19 protein-coding genes are annotated in these 21,203 nt (G+C 54.0%); 13 read left to right on the plus strand and 6 right to left on the minus strand.

The window, feature by feature from the left end; translation table 11 throughout:
• Nucleotide 1: 1 nt before the first annotated feature.
• The 3 genes from ACFQPC_RS12235 (at nucleotide 2) to ACFQPC_RS12245 (ending at nucleotide 3,014) form a co-directional block, all read left to right on the plus strand.
• Entirely contained in the window at nucleotides 2–1,360 is a 1,359-nt protein-coding gene (locus ACFQPC_RS12235) for an ABC transporter substrate-binding protein (protein ID WP_382272220.1), read from the plus strand.
• Complete coding sequence (locus ACFQPC_RS12240) at nucleotides 1,357–2,730, plus strand: di-heme oxidoreductase family protein (RefSeq protein WP_382272221.1); 1,374 nt, start codon at nucleotides 1,357–1,359, stop codon at nucleotides 2,728–2,730. The genes ACFQPC_RS12235 and ACFQPC_RS12240 overlap by 4 nt, the downstream gene beginning before the upstream one ends.
• Before the next feature lie 86 nt (nucleotides 2,731–2,816).
• Nucleotides 2,817–3,014 (plus strand): hypothetical protein, encoded by a 198-nt coding sequence (locus ACFQPC_RS12245; protein WP_041297232.1) that lies wholly within the window; start codon nucleotides 2,817–2,819, stop codon nucleotides 3,012–3,014.
• A 72-nt stretch (nucleotides 3,015–3,086) separates the two neighbouring features.
• Here the strand turns inward: ACFQPC_RS12245 and modA (ACFQPC_RS12250) are convergent, their stop codons facing one another.
• Nucleotides 3,087–3,932 carry a molybdate ABC transporter substrate-binding protein gene (gene modA, locus ACFQPC_RS12250; protein ID WP_382272222.1) on the minus strand — a complete coding sequence of 282 codons (846 nt, stop codon included), beginning with the start codon at nucleotides 3,930–3,932 and terminating at the stop codon, nucleotides 3,087–3,089.
• A gap of 17 nt (nucleotides 3,933–3,949) precedes the next feature.
• Nucleotides 3,950–6,079, minus strand: coding sequence for a TonB-dependent receptor (locus ACFQPC_RS12255; RefSeq protein WP_382272223.1), 2,130 nt, complete (start codon nucleotides 6,077–6,079; stop codon nucleotides 3,950–3,952).
• Between the two features lie 266 nt (nucleotides 6,080–6,345).
• On the opposite strand from ACFQPC_RS12255, the gene ACFQPC_RS12260 reads away from it, so the two are divergent.
• Both ACFQPC_RS12260 and ACFQPC_RS12265 read left to right on the plus strand, forming a co-directional pair.
• Nucleotides 6,346–6,762, plus strand: a complete 417-nt coding sequence (locus ACFQPC_RS12260) for a winged helix-turn-helix domain-containing protein (RefSeq protein WP_382272224.1) — start codon at nucleotides 6,346–6,348, stop codon at nucleotides 6,760–6,762.
• A gap of 345 nt (nucleotides 6,763–7,107) precedes the next feature.
• Nucleotides 7,108–7,386, plus strand: a complete 279-nt coding sequence (locus tag ACFQPC_RS12265) for a hypothetical protein (RefSeq protein WP_012081498.1) — start codon at nucleotides 7,108–7,110, stop codon at nucleotides 7,384–7,386.
• A 79-nt stretch (nucleotides 7,387–7,465) separates the two neighbouring features.
• Here the strand turns inward: ACFQPC_RS12265 and ACFQPC_RS12270 are convergent, their stop codons facing one another.
• From ACFQPC_RS12270 to ACFQPC_RS12280, 3 genes are all read right to left on the minus strand, one after another.
• Nucleotides 7,466–7,975: an HPP family protein gene (locus ACFQPC_RS12270; protein WP_382272225.1), complete on the minus strand. Its 510-nt coding sequence runs from the start codon at nucleotides 7,973–7,975 to the stop codon at nucleotides 7,466–7,468.
• 151 nt (nucleotides 7,976–8,126) lie between these two features.
• Complete coding sequence (locus ACFQPC_RS12275) at nucleotides 8,127–9,329, minus strand: NAD-dependent formate dehydrogenase (RefSeq protein ID WP_382272226.1); 1,203 nt, start codon at nucleotides 9,327–9,329, stop codon at nucleotides 8,127–8,129.
• Nucleotides 9,330–9,478: 149 nt separating this feature from the next.
• Entirely contained in the window at nucleotides 9,479–10,417 is a 939-nt protein-coding gene (locus ACFQPC_RS12280) for a LysR family transcriptional regulator (RefSeq protein WP_382272227.1), read from the minus strand.
• Nucleotides 10,418–10,726: 309 nt separating this feature from the next.
• On the opposite strand from ACFQPC_RS12280, the gene ACFQPC_RS12285 reads away from it, so the two are divergent.
• From ACFQPC_RS12285 to modC, 4 genes are read left to right on the plus strand one after another with little or no spacing between them, the layout of a single operon-like run.
• Nucleotides 10,727–11,524 carry a TOBE domain-containing protein gene (locus ACFQPC_RS12285; RefSeq protein ID WP_382272228.1) on the plus strand — a complete coding sequence of 266 codons (798 nt, stop codon included), beginning with the start codon at nucleotides 10,727–10,729 and terminating at the stop codon, nucleotides 11,522–11,524.
• 30 nt (nucleotides 11,525–11,554) lie between these two features.
• Nucleotides 11,555–12,310 carry a molybdate ABC transporter substrate-binding protein gene (modA, locus tag ACFQPC_RS12290; RefSeq protein WP_382272229.1) on the plus strand — a complete coding sequence of 252 codons (756 nt, stop codon included), beginning with the start codon at nucleotides 11,555–11,557 and terminating at the stop codon, nucleotides 12,308–12,310.
• A 12-nt stretch (nucleotides 12,311–12,322) separates the two neighbouring features.
• Nucleotides 12,323–12,997 carry a molybdate ABC transporter permease subunit gene (modB, locus tag ACFQPC_RS12295; protein WP_382272230.1) on the plus strand — a complete coding sequence of 225 codons (675 nt, stop codon included), beginning with the start codon at nucleotides 12,323–12,325 and terminating at the stop codon, nucleotides 12,995–12,997.
• Nucleotides 12,994–14,070, plus strand: coding sequence for a molybdenum ABC transporter ATP-binding protein (modC, locus tag ACFQPC_RS12300; RefSeq protein ID WP_382272231.1), 1,077 nt, complete (start codon nucleotides 12,994–12,996; stop codon nucleotides 14,068–14,070). Before modB ends, modC begins: the two co-directional genes overlap by 4 nt.
• Nucleotides 14,071–14,076: 6 nt before the next feature.
• On the opposite strand, the gene ACFQPC_RS12305 is transcribed toward modC, so the two are convergent.
• Nucleotides 14,077–15,165 carry a substrate-binding domain-containing protein gene (locus ACFQPC_RS12305; protein ID WP_382272232.1) on the minus strand — a complete coding sequence of 363 codons (1,089 nt, stop codon included), beginning with the start codon at nucleotides 15,163–15,165 and terminating at the stop codon, nucleotides 14,077–14,079.
• A gap of 239 nt (nucleotides 15,166–15,404) precedes the next feature.
• On the opposite strand from ACFQPC_RS12305, the gene ACFQPC_RS12310 reads away from it, so the two are divergent.
• Genes ACFQPC_RS12310 through fdhD form a run of 4 tightly spaced genes read left to right on the plus strand, consistent with a single transcriptional unit; the run spans nucleotide 15,405 to nucleotide 21,200 of the window.
• Nucleotides 15,405–15,884 carry a formate dehydrogenase subunit gamma gene (locus tag ACFQPC_RS12310; protein WP_382272233.1) on the plus strand — a complete coding sequence of 160 codons (480 nt, stop codon included), beginning with the start codon at nucleotides 15,405–15,407 and terminating at the stop codon, nucleotides 15,882–15,884.
• Complete coding sequence (locus tag ACFQPC_RS12315; RefSeq protein WP_382272234.1) at nucleotides 15,881–17,437, plus strand: formate dehydrogenase beta subunit; 1,557 nt, start codon at nucleotides 15,881–15,883, stop codon at nucleotides 17,435–17,437. The genes ACFQPC_RS12310 and ACFQPC_RS12315 overlap by 4 nt, the downstream gene beginning before the upstream one ends.
• A gap of 34 nt (nucleotides 17,438–17,471) precedes the next feature.
• Nucleotides 17,472–20,345 carry a formate dehydrogenase subunit alpha gene (gene fdhF, locus ACFQPC_RS12320; protein ID WP_382272235.1) on the plus strand — a complete coding sequence of 958 codons (2,874 nt, stop codon included), beginning with the start codon at nucleotides 17,472–17,474 and terminating at the stop codon, nucleotides 20,343–20,345.
• A 27-nt stretch (nucleotides 20,346–20,372) separates the two neighbouring features.
• Nucleotides 20,373–21,200, plus strand: coding sequence for a formate dehydrogenase accessory sulfurtransferase FdhD (gene fdhD / locus ACFQPC_RS12325; RefSeq protein ID WP_382272236.1), 828 nt, complete (start codon nucleotides 20,373–20,375; stop codon nucleotides 21,198–21,200).
• The last annotated feature ends 3 nt before the right edge of the window (nucleotides 21,201–21,203 follow it).

Consider the following 21,203-nt stretch of genomic DNA (forward strand, 5'->3'; position numbering starts at 1 on the left):
TATGCTACGCACATCACTTTCTCTCCGTAAGCTGCTCGCTGCTGCGATCTTCAGCTTTGCCTCTGTCCTGGTTTCAGTACCGGCATTGGCAGCAGATAAACCCGCTGGCAAGGTCGTGGTCATGACCAGCTATCCGGAAGAAGTGGTGGCGCGTTTCGAAGCTGCTTTTGAAAAAGCGCATCCCGGTACCCGCGTCGAAATACTCTGGCGTCGTTCCGGTGATGCGTTGTCTTACTTGCGCAAACCGAATCAAGGCGATGTCGATGTCTACTGGACACCGGCACAACGCAATTTTCAAATCCTCGCCAAAGAGGGTGCATTCCGCCGTCCCGATCTGGATATGACCGGCCTGCCTGCCAAAGTCGGCGGCTTTCCGATCTCCGATCCTGCCGGCTTCTATCTCGCAAGTGAAATTGCAGGTTATGGCTTTGCGATCAATCCGCAGCGCCTGCAAGACAAAAAATTACCGCAACCTAAACAATGGACCGACCTGACCGGCCCGGAATGGCAAGATGAGATTGTGTTCCCGGTCCCCGGCAAAGTCGGCTTTGCACCGATACTGATCGATATCATTCTGCAAGGATATGGCTGGGATAAAGGTTGGGCCCTGCTGCAATCCATAGGCAGCAATGCGCGCTTATTGGGCCAAGGCGGTGCAAATATTTCCGATGACGTCCGTAACGGCCAAGCCAGTGTCGGCGTGTCTATCGACTTCTTCATCAAATCGGCGATTGCCAATGGCGCGCCGCTCCAGTTTATCTATCCCGGCATTACCGGCTATTCACCGGCACATGTAGGCATCATGAAAGGCGCGCCAAATCCGGCTGCCGCGCGTGCCTTTGCCACCTTCGTATTATCAGATGAAGGACAAAAAATCCTGTTCCACCACGACATCCGTAAACTGCCGGTTCGCCCGGCCGTATATGCAGGCAAACCAGCCGGCTACTTCGATCCATTCGAAGCGGCCAAGGCGATGCCTTTTGTATTTGATACCGAACGCGCATTGGCACGCCAGGGCTTCAACAATACCTTGTTCGATGTACTGATCAGCAATGAACATGCACGCCTGCGTCAAGCCAACGATAAAGTCATACAGGCAGAACGTGCTGCCAACAATACCGAACTCAAGGCCAGGGCGGCACAGGCACGCAGCCTGCTCGATACGATACCCGTAAGCGAAGCGGAAGCCACTGCGCTCGCGCCACAGTTTGTTTTCGCTTTCGATGAAACGACGGATGTCCACCGCAATGATGCAGTCACAGCGCAATGGACTACACGCATCCGACAAAACCGTGAACGTGCAGAGCAACTCGCACAGGAAGTACTGAACGCAACGGCCAAGCAGGCGAGCGCACGGTGAAATTCGGACGTGTAGCCGGCTATCTCGGCATATTGCCGCTAGCCTTATTGTTGAGTGGTGCCGCCAGCGTAGATACCAAAGCACTGAGCGGCGGCAGCGGCACCGTCTTTGACGACAGCCGTGAAGCATACTCGCAAGCCAGTCCGGTGATGGATCCGGACAATATGGCGGCATTCATACAAGGCCGCGGCCTGTTTCGCCAATCCTGGGTAGTCGCACCGGCGAATGACAGGGCGGCCGGACTCGGTCCCTTATACAACCGTATTTCCTGCATTGCCTGTCACGCAAAGAATGGCCGTGGCGGCGCACCTGATGGCCCTGATGGCAGCATGCAAGCGATGCTCTTGCGCCTGAGCATACCGGGCAGCAATCCGCATGGCGGTCCGAAACCGCATCCGGCGTATGGCGATCAATTGAACGAACGGGGCGTGCCTGGCGTACCCGGTGAAGGCATCGGCTTCCTGATCTATGACGAACACGTCGAAACACTGGCGGACGGCAGCAAGGTCTCACTGCGCAAAGCCAATATTCATTTCAAGGAAATGGCTTACGGTGCACTCGGTGCCGATGTCATGGTATCGCCACGCGTAGGCCCGGTAATCTACGGCCTCGGTTTGCTGGAAGCAGTGAGCGACGACACCATACTGGCGCTGGCAAAACAAACCAAGCCTGATGGCATCGCCGGGCGCGTGAATATCGTCTGGGATGCGATGGCGCAGAAAGAAGCGATAGGGCGCTTCGGCATGAAGGCGAATGTCGCGACGCTGACCGAGCAAATTGCAAACGCATTCTCCGGTGACCTTGGTATTACTTCCCCACTGCTACCGCAGGAAAACTGCACCAAGGTACAAACTGCATGCCAGCGTGCGCCATCCGGTGGCGAACCCGAGCTGACACGCGCCGAACTATATGCAACGGTGTTTTACCAGCGCATGCTGGCGGTACCGGCACGACGCGACGTGAATGACAAGCAAGTCATCCAGGGCAGCCGTTTGTTCGTCCAGGCGCGCTGCATCGCTTGCCATGCCTCACCACTCCGCACCCGCCCTGATGCAGCTTTGCCGGCACTGTCCAATCAATTGATACGGCCATATACGGATTTGCTGTTGCACGATATGGGTCCCGGCCTGGCCGATGGCCGCAGCGATTATCTGGCGACCGGCAGGGAATGGCGCACACCGCCGCTATGGGGCATAGGCCTGACGCACAAGGTCAATCCGGATGCCGGTTACCTGCATGATGGTCGTGCCCGCACCTTGCTGGAAGCCATCATGTGGCATGGTGGTGAAGGCAATTTCTCGAAAGAAGCCGTGCGCGCAATGTCGACCGAAGATCGCAGCGCCTTGCTGCGCTTCCTGGAATCCCTGTAAGCACCTGAACGTGAAAAATCCTGCTTCCACTATCTGCGCTGTCATGTGACACTGTCAGCATCACTGAATATATGGAAGACAGGATCATGGCCAAGAAAGAAGAACTGGACCCGGAAACACTCGCACTGATTAACTGGTGCATAGAAGTCGAGGGCTTCCTGGTGGCCGGCGGTGCCACCGTCGCAGAAGCACAAGACCATATTGAAGAACAGATCGAATGGTTCACCGACCTGTTTTATGATGGCTTGACGCCGGAAGAAGCAGCCAAGGAAGCATTGGCCTGAAGTTCCGGCAACATCATATAAAAAGCGCGCCTGATTACCCAGGGCGCGCTTTTTTATTGTGTTCCCGCGGAATCAATTATCGGCGGGCACCGTGACTGGCGTAAAGCCATATTGCGCAATCAATTTTTGCGCCTGCGGACTCAGCAGGAAAAGTGCGAAGCGGTAAGCTGCATCGTGCGACTTTTGTTCACGGGTGATGACCGATAAACCATAGCTGGGCGTAATGGCCAAGGCGGCCGGCAATGGCACGCTACTGAATTTCGGATCTGGTGAGGTCGAACGCGAACTGCAATAGCCTAGCGATATCTGTACCTTCTTTTGTGCAAAAGCGTATTCCATAGCATTCACGCCGGCAGGCACCGGTGGATTATCTTTACCGCCTACCAATTGTTGCGCTTTCGCTTCGAGTATGGCTTGCGCACCCGGACGCAGTTTCTCTGCCTTGGCAAACATCTGCCATGCATAATCGCCGCCCGGATCTGCTTTAGGCGTTGAAGTACCGAGGCCGACTTTTGGATCAAGCAAGCGATCCAGTAAGTTCTTTGTAGTCAGTTTGTATTCCGGCAAAGCCTTTGCACACAGGCGATTGCGCAACATCACCACCGGCTGGGTAGCCCAGCCCTGGTCCGCCAATGCCTGCGGGTGTTCCATATTGGCCGATGCGAAGATGTCGGCCTGCTCGCCATTCTGTATGCGTTCACGCAGCAAACCCGCAGGTCCGAATTGCGCATCTATCTTTTGTCCGGTCTGCTGCGTATAGAGTTGCGCAAGGGCCGTCATCGCACCGGTCAGGCTGCCCGCTGCCAGCACTTTGATTGGCGCCGCTGAAGGCGCAGGTGCCGGCGTATCTGCCCAGGCGCATGTACCAAGCAAAATCAGCGGTAGCGCGAGGACAGGAAAATTGAATTGTTTCTTCATGTTCCGCTTTCAGTAAATTAGAAATCCATTTGCATGGTGGCACGTATGGTGCGTGGCGCACCCAGTGTTCCGGTGCCGGCACCAGTGCCGGTATATCCGTTCTGGCCGCTAGGTGTGATGTTGGCCCAGTAGCGTTCATCGGTAACGTTATTAATAGCTATGCGCCAGGTTGTAGGACGTCCCATCAACAAGGTCGAGTAACGCGCACCGAGGTCGGCCACGGTATAACCATCCACCTTGTATGTATTGGCACTGTTGCCTTCGCGGCTGCCGAGGTGGCTGACATTCAGGTTAACTGCAAGTCCCGGCACTGCTGCGATGCGATAGTCGAGCAGGATATTGCCGGCGATGCGCGGCAAGCCCATGATCTGCTTGTTCGTCGGTGTCGCACTAGCGGTATTCAACAAACGCGGATCCAGGTAAGTCAGGCCGGCGTACAACGTAAGGTCACGCGTCAGGGCACCGTTCGCCGTCAGCTCCAGCCCACGGTTACGTTGGTCACCCTGTACTGCAAATACGCCACCCGCAGGAGCAAACGCAAACGGACGTTCAATCTGGAATAAGGCGGCACCGAAGTTCAGCTTTTCATAGGCAAGCTTGTAACCCAGTTCCCATTGCTTGCTGCGATACGGTGCCAGGGTTATCGCGCCTGAGGTATCGCCTTGCTGCAAGCTATCCGCATACGACGCATAGACCGTCATATTCTTTTGCGGTTTATATGAAATAGTCGCGTTGCTGCTGAGACCGCCATCGTTGTATGACTTGGCAGGTGCCACGGTACCATTTGGATTGCTACCGTATTGATCTATCCAGCTCTGGCTCAGGAACAGGCCGGCCGACCATTGTTCATTGAAACCGATGGTGTCACCTACGGTAATCGCTTGTTGACGCGTGGTTTGTGCCTTGTACCGGTTTTTGAAATTGGGAATGTTACCCGGTTGATTGAAGACCGTCGGATTGTTCAGATTGGAAGTGCCCAACGTAATGGCACCCGTGGTGTACGGTGTATACCTGTCCCATTCAAATCCCGTCGTCGATACCACCACATCATGTGTCATGCCTGCGGCATTTACACGGCCGTTCAAGGCAAGCGTATAGCTGAGGATTTCATCCAGGCTAAAGGTAGTGGTAGCCACTTTTACGCTGTAAGCACCAGCATTATTCGTCAAAGTATTGGTCGGTACGGTCGAAGCACGATCGCTGCTTTGCTTCAGTATGCCTGCCGTCAGGTTCCAGTTTTGATTCAGCCTGTGCTTGATGCGTGCACTGTAAGTTTCGGTGACATTGTCATCGCCGGCAAATGGCTGGCCATAGCCTACGCGTTTTGGATCCGGCGCAGTCGGATACACCACACCGGTACCCAGCTCAAACGTACCCGGCAAACCCTTGCTCGTGTAATGGTAGCGGCTGACATTGGTTTCCAGCTTGGTATCACTCGTCAGTTGCACATCAAACGCCAGGCTCGCCAGCTTGCGATCCAGCTTGCTGCGATCGACATAGCTTTCACCGCCTTCATCCAGCAAATTGACGCGGAAGCCGAAGCGCTTGTCTTCGCCAAAGCGATCACTGATATCGGCGGTAACCGAGCCTGAACCCTGGCTGGCATAACCGACCGAGAAGCGACGCAATGGGGTTTCAGTAGGGCGCTTCAATACATAGTTGAAGGTACCGGCCGGGCTGGCAGGTCCGTATAAAGCACCGGCGAGGCCGTTCAGAACCTCGATGCGATCGAATTGCTCTATCGGGTAATCGGTCGTAGCCGCGATGTTCATGCCGTCGATGCGGGTGTTTTGCACCACACCTGCTTGCAAGCCACGCGTTTGCGGGCGTATGTTTTCACCTTGCACCGAAGGCATGTAGCGGAAAGCTTCGCGCACACTTTTCAATTGCTGGTTCTCCAGCAGTTCGGCCGGAATGACGTTAATTGCGTAAGGCGTATCAAGGACGCTCTTTTCACCCAGTGGCCCGATATTTGCCGTTTCTGTTTTATAGGCTGGAGCGCCTGTAGCGACGACATCAACTGCCTCGAGTACGGCGGCCTTGTCTTCAGCATGGGCAGGTAAAAAGACGCTGGCAACAGCAAGCGCCAGCACCGTCATGCCCGTAGCGCGACGGGCGATATATGGTGTATTTGTTTGGATTTTCATGGCTAATCAAAGGAAGGCGGCAATGTACGCGTGGGCGTGCCGCACGAGGAAATCTGGTTCTCCGCGATGCAAGGTCGTCCTGCATCCGGCGCCAGATTCTAATCGATATAACTATTAACTACATAATGCAATCGTGCCAAGCGTTGTATTTATGATGATATTACGGCCCGCATGATTGTTAAGAAACCAAGAAAATCTATCCACATAGCCTGTATATTCAGATCAAATCTGGGCGAAAATACGCCATCCATTAAAGAGTCCAAGCCATGCCGAAAAGCCAGACTAAAAAATCCAATGCCCCCCAACCACGTGTACGCGTATTGATGGGCGAATTGACCGCCATGGGGCCGGGGCGCGCCGACCTGATCGATGCAATCGAACGCACCGGCTCGATCTCTGCCGCCGGCAGGGAAATGAATATGTCTTACCGCCGCGCATGGACTTTGGTGGAAACCACCAATGCATCCTTCATCGAACCATTGGTAGTAACCAGCACCGGCGGTAGCGGTGGTGGTGGTGCCCAGGTTACCGACTTCGGGCGCGGTGTCGTCGAACGCTATCGCGCGATGGAGCGCAAGGCATCCAAAGCCATCAGCAGCGACTTTGCCGTCTTCAGCAAATTGCTGTCCACCACACCGCCTCCGGCCGCCAAGGGCAAGGCTGCAAAGACCCCACCGAAATAAGGGGCTCTGCAGCAAATTGCCAGCTCATAGCGTCTTGCTATCTACTTGCTCGTTTTGCTTAGCAATAATGCTGCTGCAACCATGCGACATTTCGGCTAATCTTCCTTGATGCATCACAAGGAAAGGCCTGTAAATACTTGCGTTATGTATGTTAACGCTATATCCTTGTGAGCATAACGAAATCGGTTTTGCTCGCTCTGCAAAATACATACCCTTCCGGCACAATTTTCCACGCAAATTACCGACCCCGTTATTGCCTTGGGTTTTCGACCATTGCATCTGAAAATGCAATGAATGAGTCGGCACCCTGGCATATCCAGTTGTATCTTTAACAGGACAAATATCGTGGCTTTGCTTGAATACAAAGGGTACGTTATCTCGGTAACGGCAACCGAACAGACATGGGGCTTCTCATTTGGAGAATGGGGCGGTACCTATCGCGTCTGGCATAAAGAAAACCTGCAACCGATAGAAGGCGTCATTGAAGGATGCGAGACTTCTGCGTTCGAAGCGGAACAACGTACCTTGCGCATCGTCAAGGTCGCGATTGATGAAGCGACATCCAAAACCAGTGAACAACTGATGCAATCGCTCAGCCAGTTGGGCGAGCGTTTTGCGATGTAAGCAAACCCCGCATTGCATCTATTCTTTCATCTGATCTGATGCCATTACATACGACATCAGATCAGCCACTCACTACTGCTTACCAATACTTCGGATACTTATTCTTGCGTACGATATTGTTGTAGAACATCGCAACCAGCACCAGTATGCAAGCACCTATAAGTGTCGGGAAGATCAAAAAATTCCAGCCTGGCATCCCGAGAAATACAATCACCGGATTTGAACCGGCAGGTGGATGTACGACACGAAAAGCCATCATCACGATAATGGCGGTCGCGACGGCCAGCGCCAGAGCCCACCAGTGTTGACCAAATACATACAGATAAAACAAACCTGACAAACTGCTCAGGAAATGGCCGGCGATGACATTGCGCGGTTGCGCCAACGGCGTATCGGGCAATGCAAAAACAATCACGCACGACGCACCGAATGATCCGAGGATCAGGATCGCCTGCGTGTAGTCCGCTGCCAGTGCGATGACACTGATCGCAATGAAACCACCGAGGCCGGACAGCATAACGTTGGTGAATGTAGGTTGGGGTGGCAGCGCCATGCTGCTGGTAAAGAACTTCTTGATAGGATTGGACATGCGGGACCTTGGCTAATAGATGCCTGTAGGCACAGTGGCACGGGCAAAGGCATCTCTAATGAAAAAAATGCCGACGTCAGCACTGCACGTCGGCACTAGTAATTTTTGGCAGTCAGCAGATCCGGTCATCTGCTGGCTTGCCGATTCAGAATTACGCTACTTTGAATTTCGCAGCTTCTTCCGAACCTTTGGTTGCGTTACCGTCACTGTAGGAGTGAGCGCCGACGCCTGCCAGTTTGCCGCCTTGAACGATCAGGTATTCATCACGGATAGGACGACCTTCAAAGTAGCATTCCAGGATTTCGCGGGTACCTGCTGCGTAGCGTGTTTGCGCTGTCAGGCTGGTGCCGGAAATGTGTGGTGTCATGCCGTGGTGCGGCATGGTGCGCCATGGATGGTCTTTTGGCGCTGGTTGTGGGAACCAGACGTCGCCGGCGTAACCTGCCAGTTGACCGCTCTTCAGTGCATCGACGATTGCGTCGCGATCGCACAGTTTGCCGCGTGCCGTGTTGATGATGTACGAACCACGCTTGAAGTTTTTCAAGGTTTTTTCGTTGATCATGTGCTCTGTTTCTGGATGCAGCGGGCAGTTCAAGGTCACTACGTCACACACTTTGGTCAGGCTGTCGAGCGTGCTGTGGTAAGTCAGGTTCAGTTCTTTTTCAACTGCTTCCGGCAGACGGTGACGATCCATGTAGTGCAGCTTGACGTCAAATGGTTTCAACAGACGCAGTACGCGCAGACCGATACGGCCGGCAGCGACAGTACCCACGCTCATTGCTTCCAGATCGTAGGAACGTTCTACGCAGTCAGCGATGTTCCAGCCACCGTCGATTACTTGTTTGTACGAAGGGATGTAGTTACGCACTTGCGACAGGATCATCATGACGACGTGTTCTGCAACGCTGTGGCTGTTGCAATATGTCACTTCGGCGACGGTGATGTTGTGCTTGTTTGCTGCTTCCAGATCGGTGTGATCGGAACCGATACCGGCTGTCACGATCATCTTCAGTTTTTTAGCTTTGGCGATGCGTTCTGCTGTCATGTATGCAGGCCAGAATGGTTGCGAGATGATGATCTCTGCATCGTGCAGTTCTTTGTCGAGGACGCTGTCTGCGCCGTCTTTGCTGGATGTAACAACCAGGGTATGGCCATTCGATTCCAGGTATTTACGCAGGCCGAGTTCGCCCGATACGCTACCCAGCAAGGTGCCTGGTTTGAAGTCGATACCTTTTGGTGTCGGCAGAGTTTGGCCGTCAGGATAGATCGATGGTTGCGCTACGTCGTCACGCGCATAAGTCTTCGGGTAACCGTTGACTGGATCATCGTACAAAACACATAATACTTTTGCCATGTTACTTCTCCATAAGATTGGTTGCATAAAATTGCTGGCTACACCGAATCGAAAATTGCTGGCGGTAGCTGAATTCTCTTTTTCTTCTGCAAGCGGACATCAAGATGTATGTCCAGCGCAGTCATCTTAGGGAGTAAGTTTTTTGCGGTCTAATCGTTTGATGTGATGGGCTGATAGCCGCCACTTATGTATGCATCGAATTGGGCCTGCAGATTGATCTTCTCGGCAATATTGCGTGCCGCCACGACGATAGGCGAACACGGATCATGATCAAGTGAGATTAATCCTATCGAACGGCTTAACTCGGGCACGATCGGAATCGCGACCATTTCATCACGCAATTCAAACAGGCACAGCAAACTATGCGGCACCACGCTGAATAGGTTCGCGTGTCGCACGTGTGAATATAACGCGAATACGGAATCGGTTTCGACCACCACATTCGGATGCACCTCGGCACGGCGGAAGGCGGCATCAACGATACGACGGTTCTGCATATGTGATGTCAGCAGGCACAGCGGAAACTCGGCCGCTTCTTCCCAGCTGATTTCCGCCTTGCCATCCAGCATGGTGCCTTCACGCGCCAGCAACATATAACGTTCGCGATATAAAGGTTGTACATGGAAACCATTCAGGCGCTGATCTTCCAGATAAGTCAGGCCGACATCCAGCTCAAAGTCATCGAGCCGGCGCATGATTTCCTCCGTGCTCAGTGACAACACCAGTTGCCGCAGGTCCGCGTGTTGCGCACGACACTGTCCGGTCAGCAGCGATACGATCGGCATGGTGGTCGGAATTGCGCCGAGCCGCAGGGTACCGGTCAGCTTGATGCGTGACATCGACGCTTCCTGCTTCAGACCTTCCAGTGCTGCCAGGGTCTGGCGCGCCCAATCCAGGATGCGCTCACCTTCCGGCGTGAACCCCTGGAAACGCTGGCCGCGCTGCACGATGGCAATCCCCAGCTCGGTTTCCAGATTCCTTACCGCCGCCGACAGGGCCGGTTGTGACACACAGCAAATTTCCGCAGCGCGGGCAAAGTGTTTTTCCCGGGCGAGGGTGACGAGATAATCAAGCTGACGTACAAACATCGGGATAGCCTGTAGTGAGTGATGACATAAGTAATGTCATGAAGTAATGACAGCGGGGAAAAAGGGCAACGCTGGTTTCATCTTATCCGCTAAAACGCGATTTTCCCGAATGCCCCTGCTGCCAATATGTGCAATAGGCGACCGGAATTCACGATACACAAATAGAATGGCAGTACTTCACCCTGTTCTCGTTATGTCGTTAAAAGTTATATCGTGTATGATACCAATCTTTGTACCTACTTTGATGCCAACTTTTATAGCGACTTTTGCTGAACAGCCCTTCATCATTTTTTAAAGATATAGCCTGTTATGAGCAAGACAACTTCATCCATTATTAAACTGGAAGGTTTGTCCAAGCCGCGAGGTAAGCGCTGGGATCATTTGGAATTACTGGAAAGAATCGACGCCTCCGGGTCAATTTCCGCCGCCGCCACTGCGATGGGAATGAGCTATAAAGCCGCCTGGCAAGCTGTAGAATCGGTGAACAACCTGTCGCACGAACCGCTGGTGATACGCCAGCCGGGCGGCAGTACCGGTGGTGGCACCTGTCTGACCGAATATGGCCGACGGGTCGTTGCAACCTACCGCCGATTGGAGCAGGAATGGGCCGCAGTGCCGGCAACTATAGGCCGCACTATGGATGACTTTGACCAGTACTACACAATGAGCCGGAGATTCGATATGCAAACCAGTGCACGTAATCAATTCCTAGGTACCGTTACCGCCGTCAAAAAAGGCGCGGTCAACGCGGAAGTAACACTCGATATTGGCAACGGTGCAAAACTTGCCGCCATTATCACTAACGACAGCGCCGATCATTTGGCGCTGGAAGTCGGCTCTGAAGCCTATGCGCTGGTTAAGGCGCAATGGATCATCCTGACAGTAGAAACAAATTTTAGAACCAGTGCACGCAATTCCCTGACCGGCACCGTCGTCCGTTGCCAGGAAGGTGCAGTGAATGCAGAGGTTGTGATCGAGCTGCCGGGTGGCAAAACCGTCGCTTCGATCATTACCAATGAAAGCGTGAAAGTACTCGGTTTGAAAGAGGGTGTGCAAGCCACCGCATTGATTAAGGCGTCGCACATCATTCTGGCGGTACCCGCCTAAAAGGTTTTTTAACTCGTTTTACTCATCACCATGAAAAAACTCTCGTACTCACTCCTGTCCGGTCTCCTCGCCCTCGGTATCTCCGCTTCTGTTTCGGCAGAAGAAGTGCAAGTAGCTGTTGCCGCCAACTTCACCGCACCGATGAAAGTCATCGCGGCTGATTTTGAAAAAGCAACCGGCCACAAAGTGACGCCTTCGTTCGGTGCTACCGGCAAGTTCTACGCGCAGATCACCAATGGTGCGCCATACGATGTGTTCCTCGCGGCTGATGATGAAACACCAATCAAGCTGGAAAAAGAAAACGGCATCGTGCCTGGTTCGCGTTTCACTTACGCAACCGGCAAACTGGTGCTGTGGTCAGCCAAGCCAGACTTCGTTGATGCCAAAGGTGAAGTACTGAAAAAAGGCAACTTTGCCCATATCGCCCTGGCAACTCCGAAGCTGGCTCCTTACGGTCTGGCTGCAGAAGAAGCGATGAAGAAACTGGGCGTGTATGACAGCCTGCAAGCGAAATTTGTCCAAGGCGAAAGCATCGGCCAAACCTTCACCTTCATCTCCACCGGCAATGCCGAACTCGGCTTCGTCGCTCTGTCCCAGGTATTTGAAGGCGGCAAAATCAAAAGCGGTTCGGCCTGGATCGTTCCTGCCAACCTGCACAATCCGATTCGCCAGGACGCTGTCATCCTGAACAAAGGTAAAGACAATAAAGCTGCTGCTGAATTCGTCAACTACCTGAAAACAGAGCCAGTTAAAGCAATCATCCGTAGCTACGGTTACGATCTGTAAGAGAGGTATCAATTGTTCACCGATCCTAATATCGGTGCGATTGTCCTGACCCTCAAGCTCGCCAGCCTCACCACAATCATTCTGCTCTTGATTGGCACGCCCCTGGCGTGGTGGCTGGCGCGCACACGTTCCTGGTTGAAAGGCCCGATAGGCGCGATTGTTGCGCTGCCTATCGTGCTGCCGCCTACCGTCATCGGCTTTTACCTGCTGGTGACGCTGGGCCCCAACGGCCCCATCGGACAACTGACTCAGGCTATGGGCTTCGGCACCTTGCCATTCAGTTTTACCGGTCTGGTTGTCGGTTCGGTTTTTTACTCGATGCCCTTCGTTGTACAACCTATCCAGAACGCTTTTGAGGCTATGGGTGATCGCCCGCTCGAAGTGGCCGCCACCTTGCGCGCGTCGCCACTCGATACTTTTTTCAGTGTCACCCTGCCATTGGCTAAACCCGGTTACCTGACCGCTATCGTGATGGGCTTTGCGCACACGGTAGGTGAGTTCGGTGTGGTGCTCATGATAGGCGGCAATATCCCGAATCAGACACGCATGATTTCTGTACAAATTTACGACCACGTTGAAGCACTTGAGTATGCACAGGCACATTGGCTCGCAGCCGGTATGTTGGTGTTCTCGATGCTGGTGCTGATCATACTGTACACATTGAATCCGACCGGGCGGCGCAAATGAGCGATATCCGTGCACGTTTCAATATCAATTACAGTGCGTTCAAACTTGATGTCGACCTGAGCTTGCCCGGCCGTGGCGTGACCGCTTTGTTCGGTCCGTCCGGCTCCGGCAAAACGACCTGCCTGCGGGCGATGACCGGCCTGGAGCGCTTTGCCGGCTCCTATCTGGAAGTCAATGGTGAAGTGTGGCAGGACGATGAACGCGATATCTTCCTGCCGACTTACAAACGCCCGCTCGGCTATGTATTCCAGGAAGCCAGCCTGTTCCAGCACCTGAGCGTCCAGCGTAACCTGGAATACGGCAGGCGTCGGGTTCCTGCCAGCACGCACCAGGTATCGCTAGAGCATGCGGTAGCCTTGCTGGATATCGGCCACCTGCTACAACGCAATCCGGATAAATTGTCCGGCGGCGAACGCCAGCGCGTGGCCATTGCGCGTGCCCTGGCAACCAGTCCGCGCATCCTGTTAATGGATGAGCCGCTGGCCGCGCTCGACAGCAAGCGCAAGGAAGAGATCATGCCTTACCTGGAAAGGCTGCATGATGAGCTGGATATTCCGGTGATTTATGTCAGCCACTCGTCTGACGAAGTGGCGCGCCTGGCCGATCACCTGGTCTTGCTGGAAAGCGGCAAAGTCATTGCACACGGCGCCACCAGCGATTTGATGACACGCCTGGATCTCAACTTTGCGCATGGCGATACGGCCAGCGCATTGGTGGTCGCGACGGTGGCAACACACGATGCCGCATTCCACCTGACCTCAACCGAGTTCTCTGGTGGCCAATTGTTATTGCCACAGCAGGCAGCCACCATCGGCCAGCAACTACGCATACGGATACAGGCACGTGACGTCAGCCTCAGCCTGACACCTCAGCGCGATAGCAGTATTTTGAATATTGTTGCCGCGACCGTGACCGAGCTTTCTGACGATGCACCGGGACAAGTGATGATAGGGCTGGATGCAAATGGTACCCGCCTGCTGGCGCGCATTACCCGCAAATCATGCGAAGCAATGCGCCTGGCACCCGGCAGCCAGGTGTTTGCGCAGATCAAGGGTATCGCTATTCTTAAATAGCAATGTTCAGCTGGCCGGGACTTTCGTATGTCCGAAAGCTTCCGACAGCAACAGGATCTTGCCGGTGTCGCCTGAGTCGTAACCGGCAAGTCCATTAATCACTTTACGGAAGTAGCCCGATTGCACCACGTCTATGACCAGCTGGATCAGCGGGTCATCCATGATGGACAGCGGCAGGGCGAGGAAGTAGCGCTCCCGTATCAAGGGTATGAAATCCAGGCTAAAGCGATGTGCGGCTGTTTGCACGCCGACCCCGACATCCGCCATTCCGCTTGCTATATAAGCAGCAACCGCCGAATGGGTAAATTCATTACTTTGGTAGCCTTCAATATCGAAGGGCGAGATATTCGCGCCGGCCAGCATCAGTTCCAGCAACATCCGCGTACCTGAACCGATTTGGCGATTGACGAAGCGTACGCCGGGCCGTGTCAGGTCTTGCAGGGTTTGTATGCCTTTCGGATTGCCGGGTGCCACAAACATACCCTGGGTACGTACCGCAAGATGGATCAGGCAATGTTCGCGTGGGTTGAGCCATTGTGTGTAGCGCTCCACCGCCTTTTTCTCGAATTCACCGAGCGGAACGTGGAAACCGGCCAGGTCACATTCATTACGTGACAAAGCGGCAACAGCATCGGTGCTGTTGCGATAACGCAAATCGACCGGCAAGTTCGCTTCGGTCAATTGATGTAACAAGGCATCGACCGCAAAACCATGGCTGGCATCGAGCCGGATCGGCTTGGTTTTACCGACGATGGTCTTGCCGATTTCGCTTTCCAGCTCGGAAGCCAGGCTTTCCAGGGTGGGGGACAGGCGCGCACGAATCCGGCGATCAGCCCAGATCAGCTTTTCCGCCAAGGGCGTCAATGTTGTCCCGCGACCACGATCGGTATTTAACAAAGCCGTACCGAAAAGCTTTTCCGCCTCGCGCAACAGGCCCCATGAATAGCGATATGACAAGTCGACCAGGCGCGCAGCCTTCGAGATAGATCCGGTTTTCTGGATCGACATCAAGAGATTGAGCAAAACCGCAGTATCCAGCGGCGCGTCGTTGGTGTGGGTAATTTCCCAGTGGGGATTAATGACAACTTTAAACATACGTCATACCGCCTATGTAGCGTTTACGCCTCTTTTCAGGTTATGCAAAAGATAGCCTATTGAAGCGACTGTTTACGAGTGCTACCTTTCACATGTTGCAAAGGTGCGCCCGCAAACTATATGCTATTAAAAGCATATATACAAGATAATTTTTAACAAGGAAGCAGTATGGTTTCGTTCGATTTCACGACCTCGCGGCATGCGGTATTGCCATCGGTGTCGCTAGCAGGAGACTCTAAGTGAACACCCAAACCCCATTCGATTTGGCCGCGGTCGAGGCCATTATTGCACAGCGCAAAGCTACACCTGGCGCGCTTTTGCCTATCCTACACGACATCCAGGGCGTAGTCGGTTACATCCCGCCTAGCATCGTTCCTGCGATCGCTGAAGGTTTGAACATTTCGCGCGCGGAAGTGCATGGCGTGATCACCTACTACCACTTCTTCCGTCAACACCCGGTCGGCGAACACGTCGTGCAAATCTGCCGCGCCGAAGCTTGCCAGGCACGCGGTTGCGAGGCGCTGGCTGACCATGCGAAAGAATTACTGGGCTGTGATTTCCACGGCACCACTGACGATAACAAATTTACCTTGCAAACCGTGTACTGCCTCGGCCAATGCGCGAGCGGCCCGGCAATCCAGATCGATGACGATCTGTATGCCCGCGTCTCCAAGGAAAAATTCAATAGCCTGATCCAGGCCAAGCGAGGTGTGCAATGACCGTAACCATATTTGTTCCACGCGACTCGACCGCCCTGGCGCTCGGCGCCAATGAAACCGCGGCAGCGATCGCCCGTGAAGCCAAAGCTCGCGGTATCGATATCAAGCTGGTGCGTAACGGTTCACGCGGCATGTTCTGGCTCGAGCCACTGGTTGAAGTTGCAACCGATGCCGGCCGTATCGCTTTCGGCCCGATCGAAGAGCACGAAGTGGCGGGCCTGTTCGACGCCGGCTTCACCACTGGTGGCAGCCATCCGAAAGCACTCGGCCTGACCGAAGAAATTCCTTACCTGAAGAAACAGGAACGCCTGCAATTCGTACGTGTAGGCGTGACCGATCCGGTTTCGCTGGACGACTACCTGGCACATGAAGGCTATGTCGGCCTGAAAAATGCGATTGCGATGGAACCTGCTGCGATCGTGCAGCAAGTGACCGATTCCGGCCTGCGTGGTCGCGGCGGCGCAGCTTTCCCTACCGGCATCAAATGGAAAACCGTACTCGGCGCAGAAGCCCCGCAAAAGTACATCGCCTGTAATGCCGATGAAGGCGACTCCGGTACTTTCTCCGATCGTATGGTGATGGAAGATGATCCATTCATGCTGATCGAAGGTATGACCATCGCTGGTCTGGCCGTGAAAGCAACCGAAGGCTATATCTATGTGCGCTCCGAATACCCGCATTCGATCGCCAATCTGAACGAAGCCATCGTCGCTGCCAACAAAGCTGGCTACCTCGGTGAAAACATCCTCGGCTCCGGTCGCACATTCAACCTGCAAGTACGTAAAGCTGCTGGTGCTTACGTCTGCGGCGAAGAAACCGCGATGCTGGAAAGTATCGAAGGCAAACGCGGTATGGTTCGCGCCAAACCACCACTGCCGGCGCTGCAAGGCCTGTTCGGCCAGCCTACCGTTATTAATAACGTCATTTCGCTGTCGGCTGTACCACTGATCATGTCACGCGGCGCAGAATTCTACAAAAACTACGGTATGGGTCGCTCGCGCGGTACCTTGCCTATGCAACTGGCCGGCAACCTGAAATACGGCGGCCTGGTAGAAAAAGCGTTCGGCGTGACCCTGCGCGAATTGCTGTACGACTTTGGCGGCGGTTCTGAATCCGGTCGTCCTATCCGTGCAGTACAGGTGGGCGGCCCGCTCGGTGCCTACATGCCTGAGTCGCTGTTCGATACACCGTTTGACTATGAAGCATTCGCTGCTGTTGCCTCTACCGTAGGCCATGGTGGCTTGGTCGCCTTCGACGATACCGTCGATATGGCCAAACAAGCACGTTACGCTATGCACTTCTGTGCAGAAGAATCGTGCGGCAAGTGCACCCCGTGCCGGATTGGTTCGACACGTGGTGTAGAAGTTATGGACAAAATCATCGCTAACCAGAATCGGCCACAGCAAATCCACCTGCTGCGTGATTTGTGCGATGTGATGGTAACGGGATCGCTGTGCGCGATGGGCAACATGACACCATTCCCGGTGTTGTCTGCCCTGAACCATTTCCCAGAAGATTTCGGCGATCAAAAAACATTGGCAAACGCAGCTTAAATCAGCAGCCTAAGCTTAGAAACTGGAGCGAAAAATGAATCAACTTAACGGTATCGACTACGGCACGAAAAAAAGCACGTCCGAAGTCATGATCTCCCTGGAAATCGATGGCGTTGCCATCACCGTGCCGCAAGGCACTTCCGTCATGCGTGCAGCAGCTGAGTACGGCATCAACGTACCTAAGCTGTGTGCCACCGACAGCCTGGAATCTTTCGGTTCCTGCCGTCTGTGCCTGGTCGAAATCGAAGGCCGTCGCGGCTACCCGGCATCGTGTACGACTCCTGCCGAAGCCGGCATGAAAGTCAAAACACAAACTCCCAAGCTGGCAGACATCCGCCGTGGCGTGATGGAACTGTACATCTCGGATCACCCGCTGGACTGCCTGACCTGCCCGACCAACGGCAACTGCGAACTGCAAGACATGGCTGGTGTAGTCGGCCTGCGCGACGTACGTTACGGCTACGATGGCAGCAACCATCTGAAACTGGAAAAAGACGAATCCAATCCTTACTTCACCTACGATGCATCGAAATGTATCGTGTGTAACCGCTGCGTCCGCGCTTGCGAAGAAACCCAGGGTACATTCGCTCTGACCATCGACGGCCGCGGCTTCACCTCGCGCGTTTCGGCTGGTCAAAAAGAAGACTTCATCGATTCGGAATGCGTATCCTGCGGCGCTTGCGTAGACGCATGCCCAACTGCAACGCTGACCGAAAAAACCGTCATCATGATGGGCCAGGCAGAACACAGCAAAGTAACCACCTGCGCATACTGCGGCGTTGGTTGCTCGTTCAAGGCCGAGATGAAAGGTAATGAAGTTGTTCGCATGGTACCTAACCCGAACGGTCAGGCCAACCAGGGTCACGCTTGCGTCAAAGGCCGCTTCGCATGGGGCTATGCAACGCATAAAGACCGCATGTTGAAACCGATGATCCGCAGCAAAATCACCGACCCATGGAAAGAAGTATCGTGGGACGAAGCGATCAACTACGCTGCTTCCGAACTGAAACGCATCCAGGCTAAATACGGCAAGGATTCGATCGGCGGCCTGGTTTCTTCGCGTTGCACCAACGAAGAAGGCTACCTGGTCCAGAAGCTGGTTCGTGCTGCATTCGGTAACAACAACGTTGATACCTGCGCCCGCGTTTGCCACTCGCCTACCGGTTACGGCTTGAAAGTAACGATGGGGGAATCCGCTGGTACGCAAACCTTTGAATCGGTGATGAAGTCTGACGTCATCCTGATCATCGGTGCGAACCCTGCATCCGGCCATCCGGTATTTGCATCGCAAATGAAACGCCGCATCCGTCAGGGCGCGAAGCTGATCGTTGTCGATCCACGTACCACTGAAATGGTTAAGTCGCCACACATCCAGGCTGACTACCACCTGAAACTGAAACCAGGCAGCAACGTTGCTATCGTCAACGCGCTGGCGCACGTCATCATCACCGAAAACCTGCACAAACCTGACTTCATCGCAGCACGCTGCGAAGTTGACTCGTTCGAAGAATGGGCAGAATTCGTTTCGTTGCCGGAAAACTCACCAGAAGCAATGGAAGAAGTATCCGGTGTACCGGCTGCTGACATCCGTGGCGCAGCACGTTTGTTCGCTACCGGCGGCAATGCAGCGATCTATTACGGTCTCGGCGTTACCGAGCACGCACAAGGTTCGACCACTGTTATCGGTATCGCCAACCTGGCGATGGCAACCGGCAATATCGGTCGTGACGGCGTCGGCGTGAACCCATTGCGCGGTCAAAACAACGTGCAAGGTTCTTGCGATATGGGTTCTTTCCCGCACGAACTGCCAGGCTATCGTCACGTTTCTGACTCGGTCGCACGTGCTGAATTCGAAGCAGTATGGGGTTGCACACTGGAATCCGAACCAGGCCTGCGTATTCCTAATATGTTCGATGCAGCGATGGACGGCACCTTCATGGGTCTGTACTGCGAAGGTGAAGACATTGTTCAGTCCGATCCGAATACTCAGCACGTTACCGCTGCTCTGGAAGCCATGGAATGCATCATCGTTCAGGATATCTTCCTGAACGAAACAGCAAAATACGCGCACGTCTTCCTGCCAGGTTCGTCCTTCCTGGAAAAAGACGGTACCTTCACCAATGCAGAACGTCGCATCTCGCGCGTACGCAAAGTGATGCCACCGAAATCGGGCTACGGCGACTGGGAAGTCACCCAAATGCTGTCGAACGCACTCGGTTATCCAATGAACTACAAACATCCACGTGAAATCATGGATGAGATCGCTGCCCTGACCCCGACCTTCACCGGCGTCAGCTTCAAGCGTATCGACGAATTGGGCGGCAGCATCCAGTGGCCTTGCAACGCGGAAGCGCCAGAAGGTACCCCAACCATGCACACCGAAGAATTCGTGCGCGGTAAAGGTCGCTTCATCAATACCAAGTACTTCGGTGCTGGCGAGAAGGTCAATAAGAAATTCCCATTGATCCTGACCACCGGTCGTATTTTGTCGCAGTACAACGTTGGTGCACAAACCCGTCGTACCTTCAACAATATGTGGCACAGCGAAGATCGCCTGGAAGTCCATCCACACGATGCGGAAGAACGCGGCATCAAGCAGGACGATTGGGTTGGTATCGAATCGCGTGCCGGTCAAACGGTATTGCGTGCAGACATCACCGAGCGTATCCAGCCTGGCGTCGTCTACACCACGTTCCACTTCCCGGAATCGGGCGCTAACGTGATTACGACCAACTCGTCCGACTGGGCGACCAACTGCCCAGAGTACAAAGTTACCGCGGTGCAAGTAATGCCGGTGGCCCAACCTTCGGAATGGCAACGCTCGTATAATCGCTTCAACCGCGAGCAAGAAAGTTTTGCCGCTGAGAAGATGATTCCACGTGGCTCGGAGTTGTCCACATCGAAGTAAGCTGACTAAACCTTAAAGGTCTGTGTGATGAATGCAAGCACTGACGACGAACGTACGGCACTGGTTCGCGTCCCGGTAGAAAAATGGGATGCGGACCGGCACACCATCTGCGAAGATGACGTCGCAGAAGAAGTGCCAATCGCGTTGGAATACAACGGGATTTCGCATGCCGTCATGCTTGCTTCGCCATACGACCTGGAAGATTTTGCACTCGGCTTTTCGCTGAGTGAAGGCATACTGAAAGACAAGTCCGAACTATACGATTGCGAAGTTGTACCTGGTTGCGAAGGCATACAGGTACAAATGCGTATCGCGACGGAACGCTTTGTCACACTGAAAGACAAACGTCGCAATATGACCGGACGTACCGGTTGTGGTTTGTGCGGCGCAGAAACACTGGAACAGGCAATTCGCCATCCGCAGGCTACGGTTGGACATGCAATGTTTTCGGCCCGGCAGATTTATGCCGGCATGAAAGCGATGAAGTCACAACAACGGCTGCAAAAGCATACCGGTGCCACCCATGCTGCGGCATGGTTGAATCTGGATGGTTCGGTTGACCTGGTGCGCGAAGATGTGGGTCGCCACAATGCACTGGATAAGCTGATAGGTGCGATGGCTGACGACAAGCGTGATTTCACGCAAGGTGCAGCCTTGATTACCAGTCGTGCCAGTTATGAAATGGTACAAAAATCAGCCACTATGGGTATCGGATTCCTGGCGGCGATTTCAGCACCAACCAGCCTGGCCATACAGCTGGCCGAAGAAACCAATGTCACATTGATTGGTTTTGTGCGTGACCAGAGCCACGTCGTTTATGCGCAAGCACATCGCCTGATACGCGAGTCGAAATAAATT

Origin of the sequence: Herminiimonas glaciei, assembly GCF_042664955.1 — a bacterium.
GTDB classification, from domain to species: domain Bacteria; phylum Pseudomonadota; class Gammaproteobacteria; order Burkholderiales; family Burkholderiaceae_D; genus Oxalicibacterium; species Oxalicibacterium glaciei.

Coding starts and splice junctions, on each gene's coding strand:
- ACFQPC_RS12270 (WP_382272225.1), bottom strand. CDS start 7,975: ATGTCCAATCCTATCAAGAAGTTCTTTACCAGCAGCATGGCGCTGCCA.
- ACFQPC_RS12280 (WP_382272227.1), bottom strand. CDS start 10,417: ATGTTTGTACGTCAGCTTGATTATCTCGTCACCCTCGCCCGGGAAAAA.
- ACFQPC_RS12275 (WP_382272226.1), bottom strand. CDS start 9,329: ATGGCAAAAGTATTATGTGTTTTGTACGATGATCCAGTCAACGGTTAC.
- ACFQPC_RS12305 (WP_382272232.1), bottom strand. CDS start 15,165: ATGTTTAAAGTTGTCATTAATCCCCACTGGGAAATTACCCACACCAAC.
- ACFQPC_RS12245 (WP_041297232.1), top strand. CDS start 2,817: ATGGCCAAGAAAGAAGAACTGGACCCGGAAACACTCGCACTGATTAAC.
- ACFQPC_RS12260 (WP_382272224.1), top strand. CDS start 6,346: ATGCCGAAAAGCCAGACTAAAAAATCCAATGCCCCCCAACCACGTGTA.
- fdhF (WP_382272235.1), top strand. CDS start 17,472: ATGAATCAACTTAACGGTATCGACTACGGCACGAAAAAAAGCACGTCC.
- modC (WP_382272231.1), top strand. CDS start 12,994: ATGAGCGATATCCGTGCACGTTTCAATATCAATTACAGTGCGTTCAAA.
- ACFQPC_RS12235 (WP_382272220.1), top strand. CDS start 2: ATGCTACGCACATCACTTTCTCTCCGTAAGCTGCTCGCTGCTGCGATC.
- ACFQPC_RS12285 (WP_382272228.1), top strand. CDS start 10,727: ATGAGCAAGACAACTTCATCCATTATTAAACTGGAAGGTTTGTCCAAG.
- fdhD (WP_382272236.1), top strand. CDS start 20,373: ATGAATGCAAGCACTGACGACGAACGTACGGCACTGGTTCGCGTCCCG.
- ACFQPC_RS12255 (WP_382272223.1), bottom strand. CDS start 6,079: ATGAAAATCCAAACAAATACACCATATATCGCCCGTCGCGCTACGGGC.
- modA (WP_382272222.1), bottom strand. CDS start 3,932: ATGAAGAAACAATTCAATTTTCCTGTCCTCGCGCTACCGCTGATTTTG.
- modA (WP_382272229.1), top strand. CDS start 11,555: ATGAAAAAACTCTCGTACTCACTCCTGTCCGGTCTCCTCGCCCTCGGT.
- ACFQPC_RS12315 (WP_382272234.1), top strand. CDS start 15,881: ATGACCGTAACCATATTTGTTCCACGCGACTCGACCGCCCTGGCGCTC.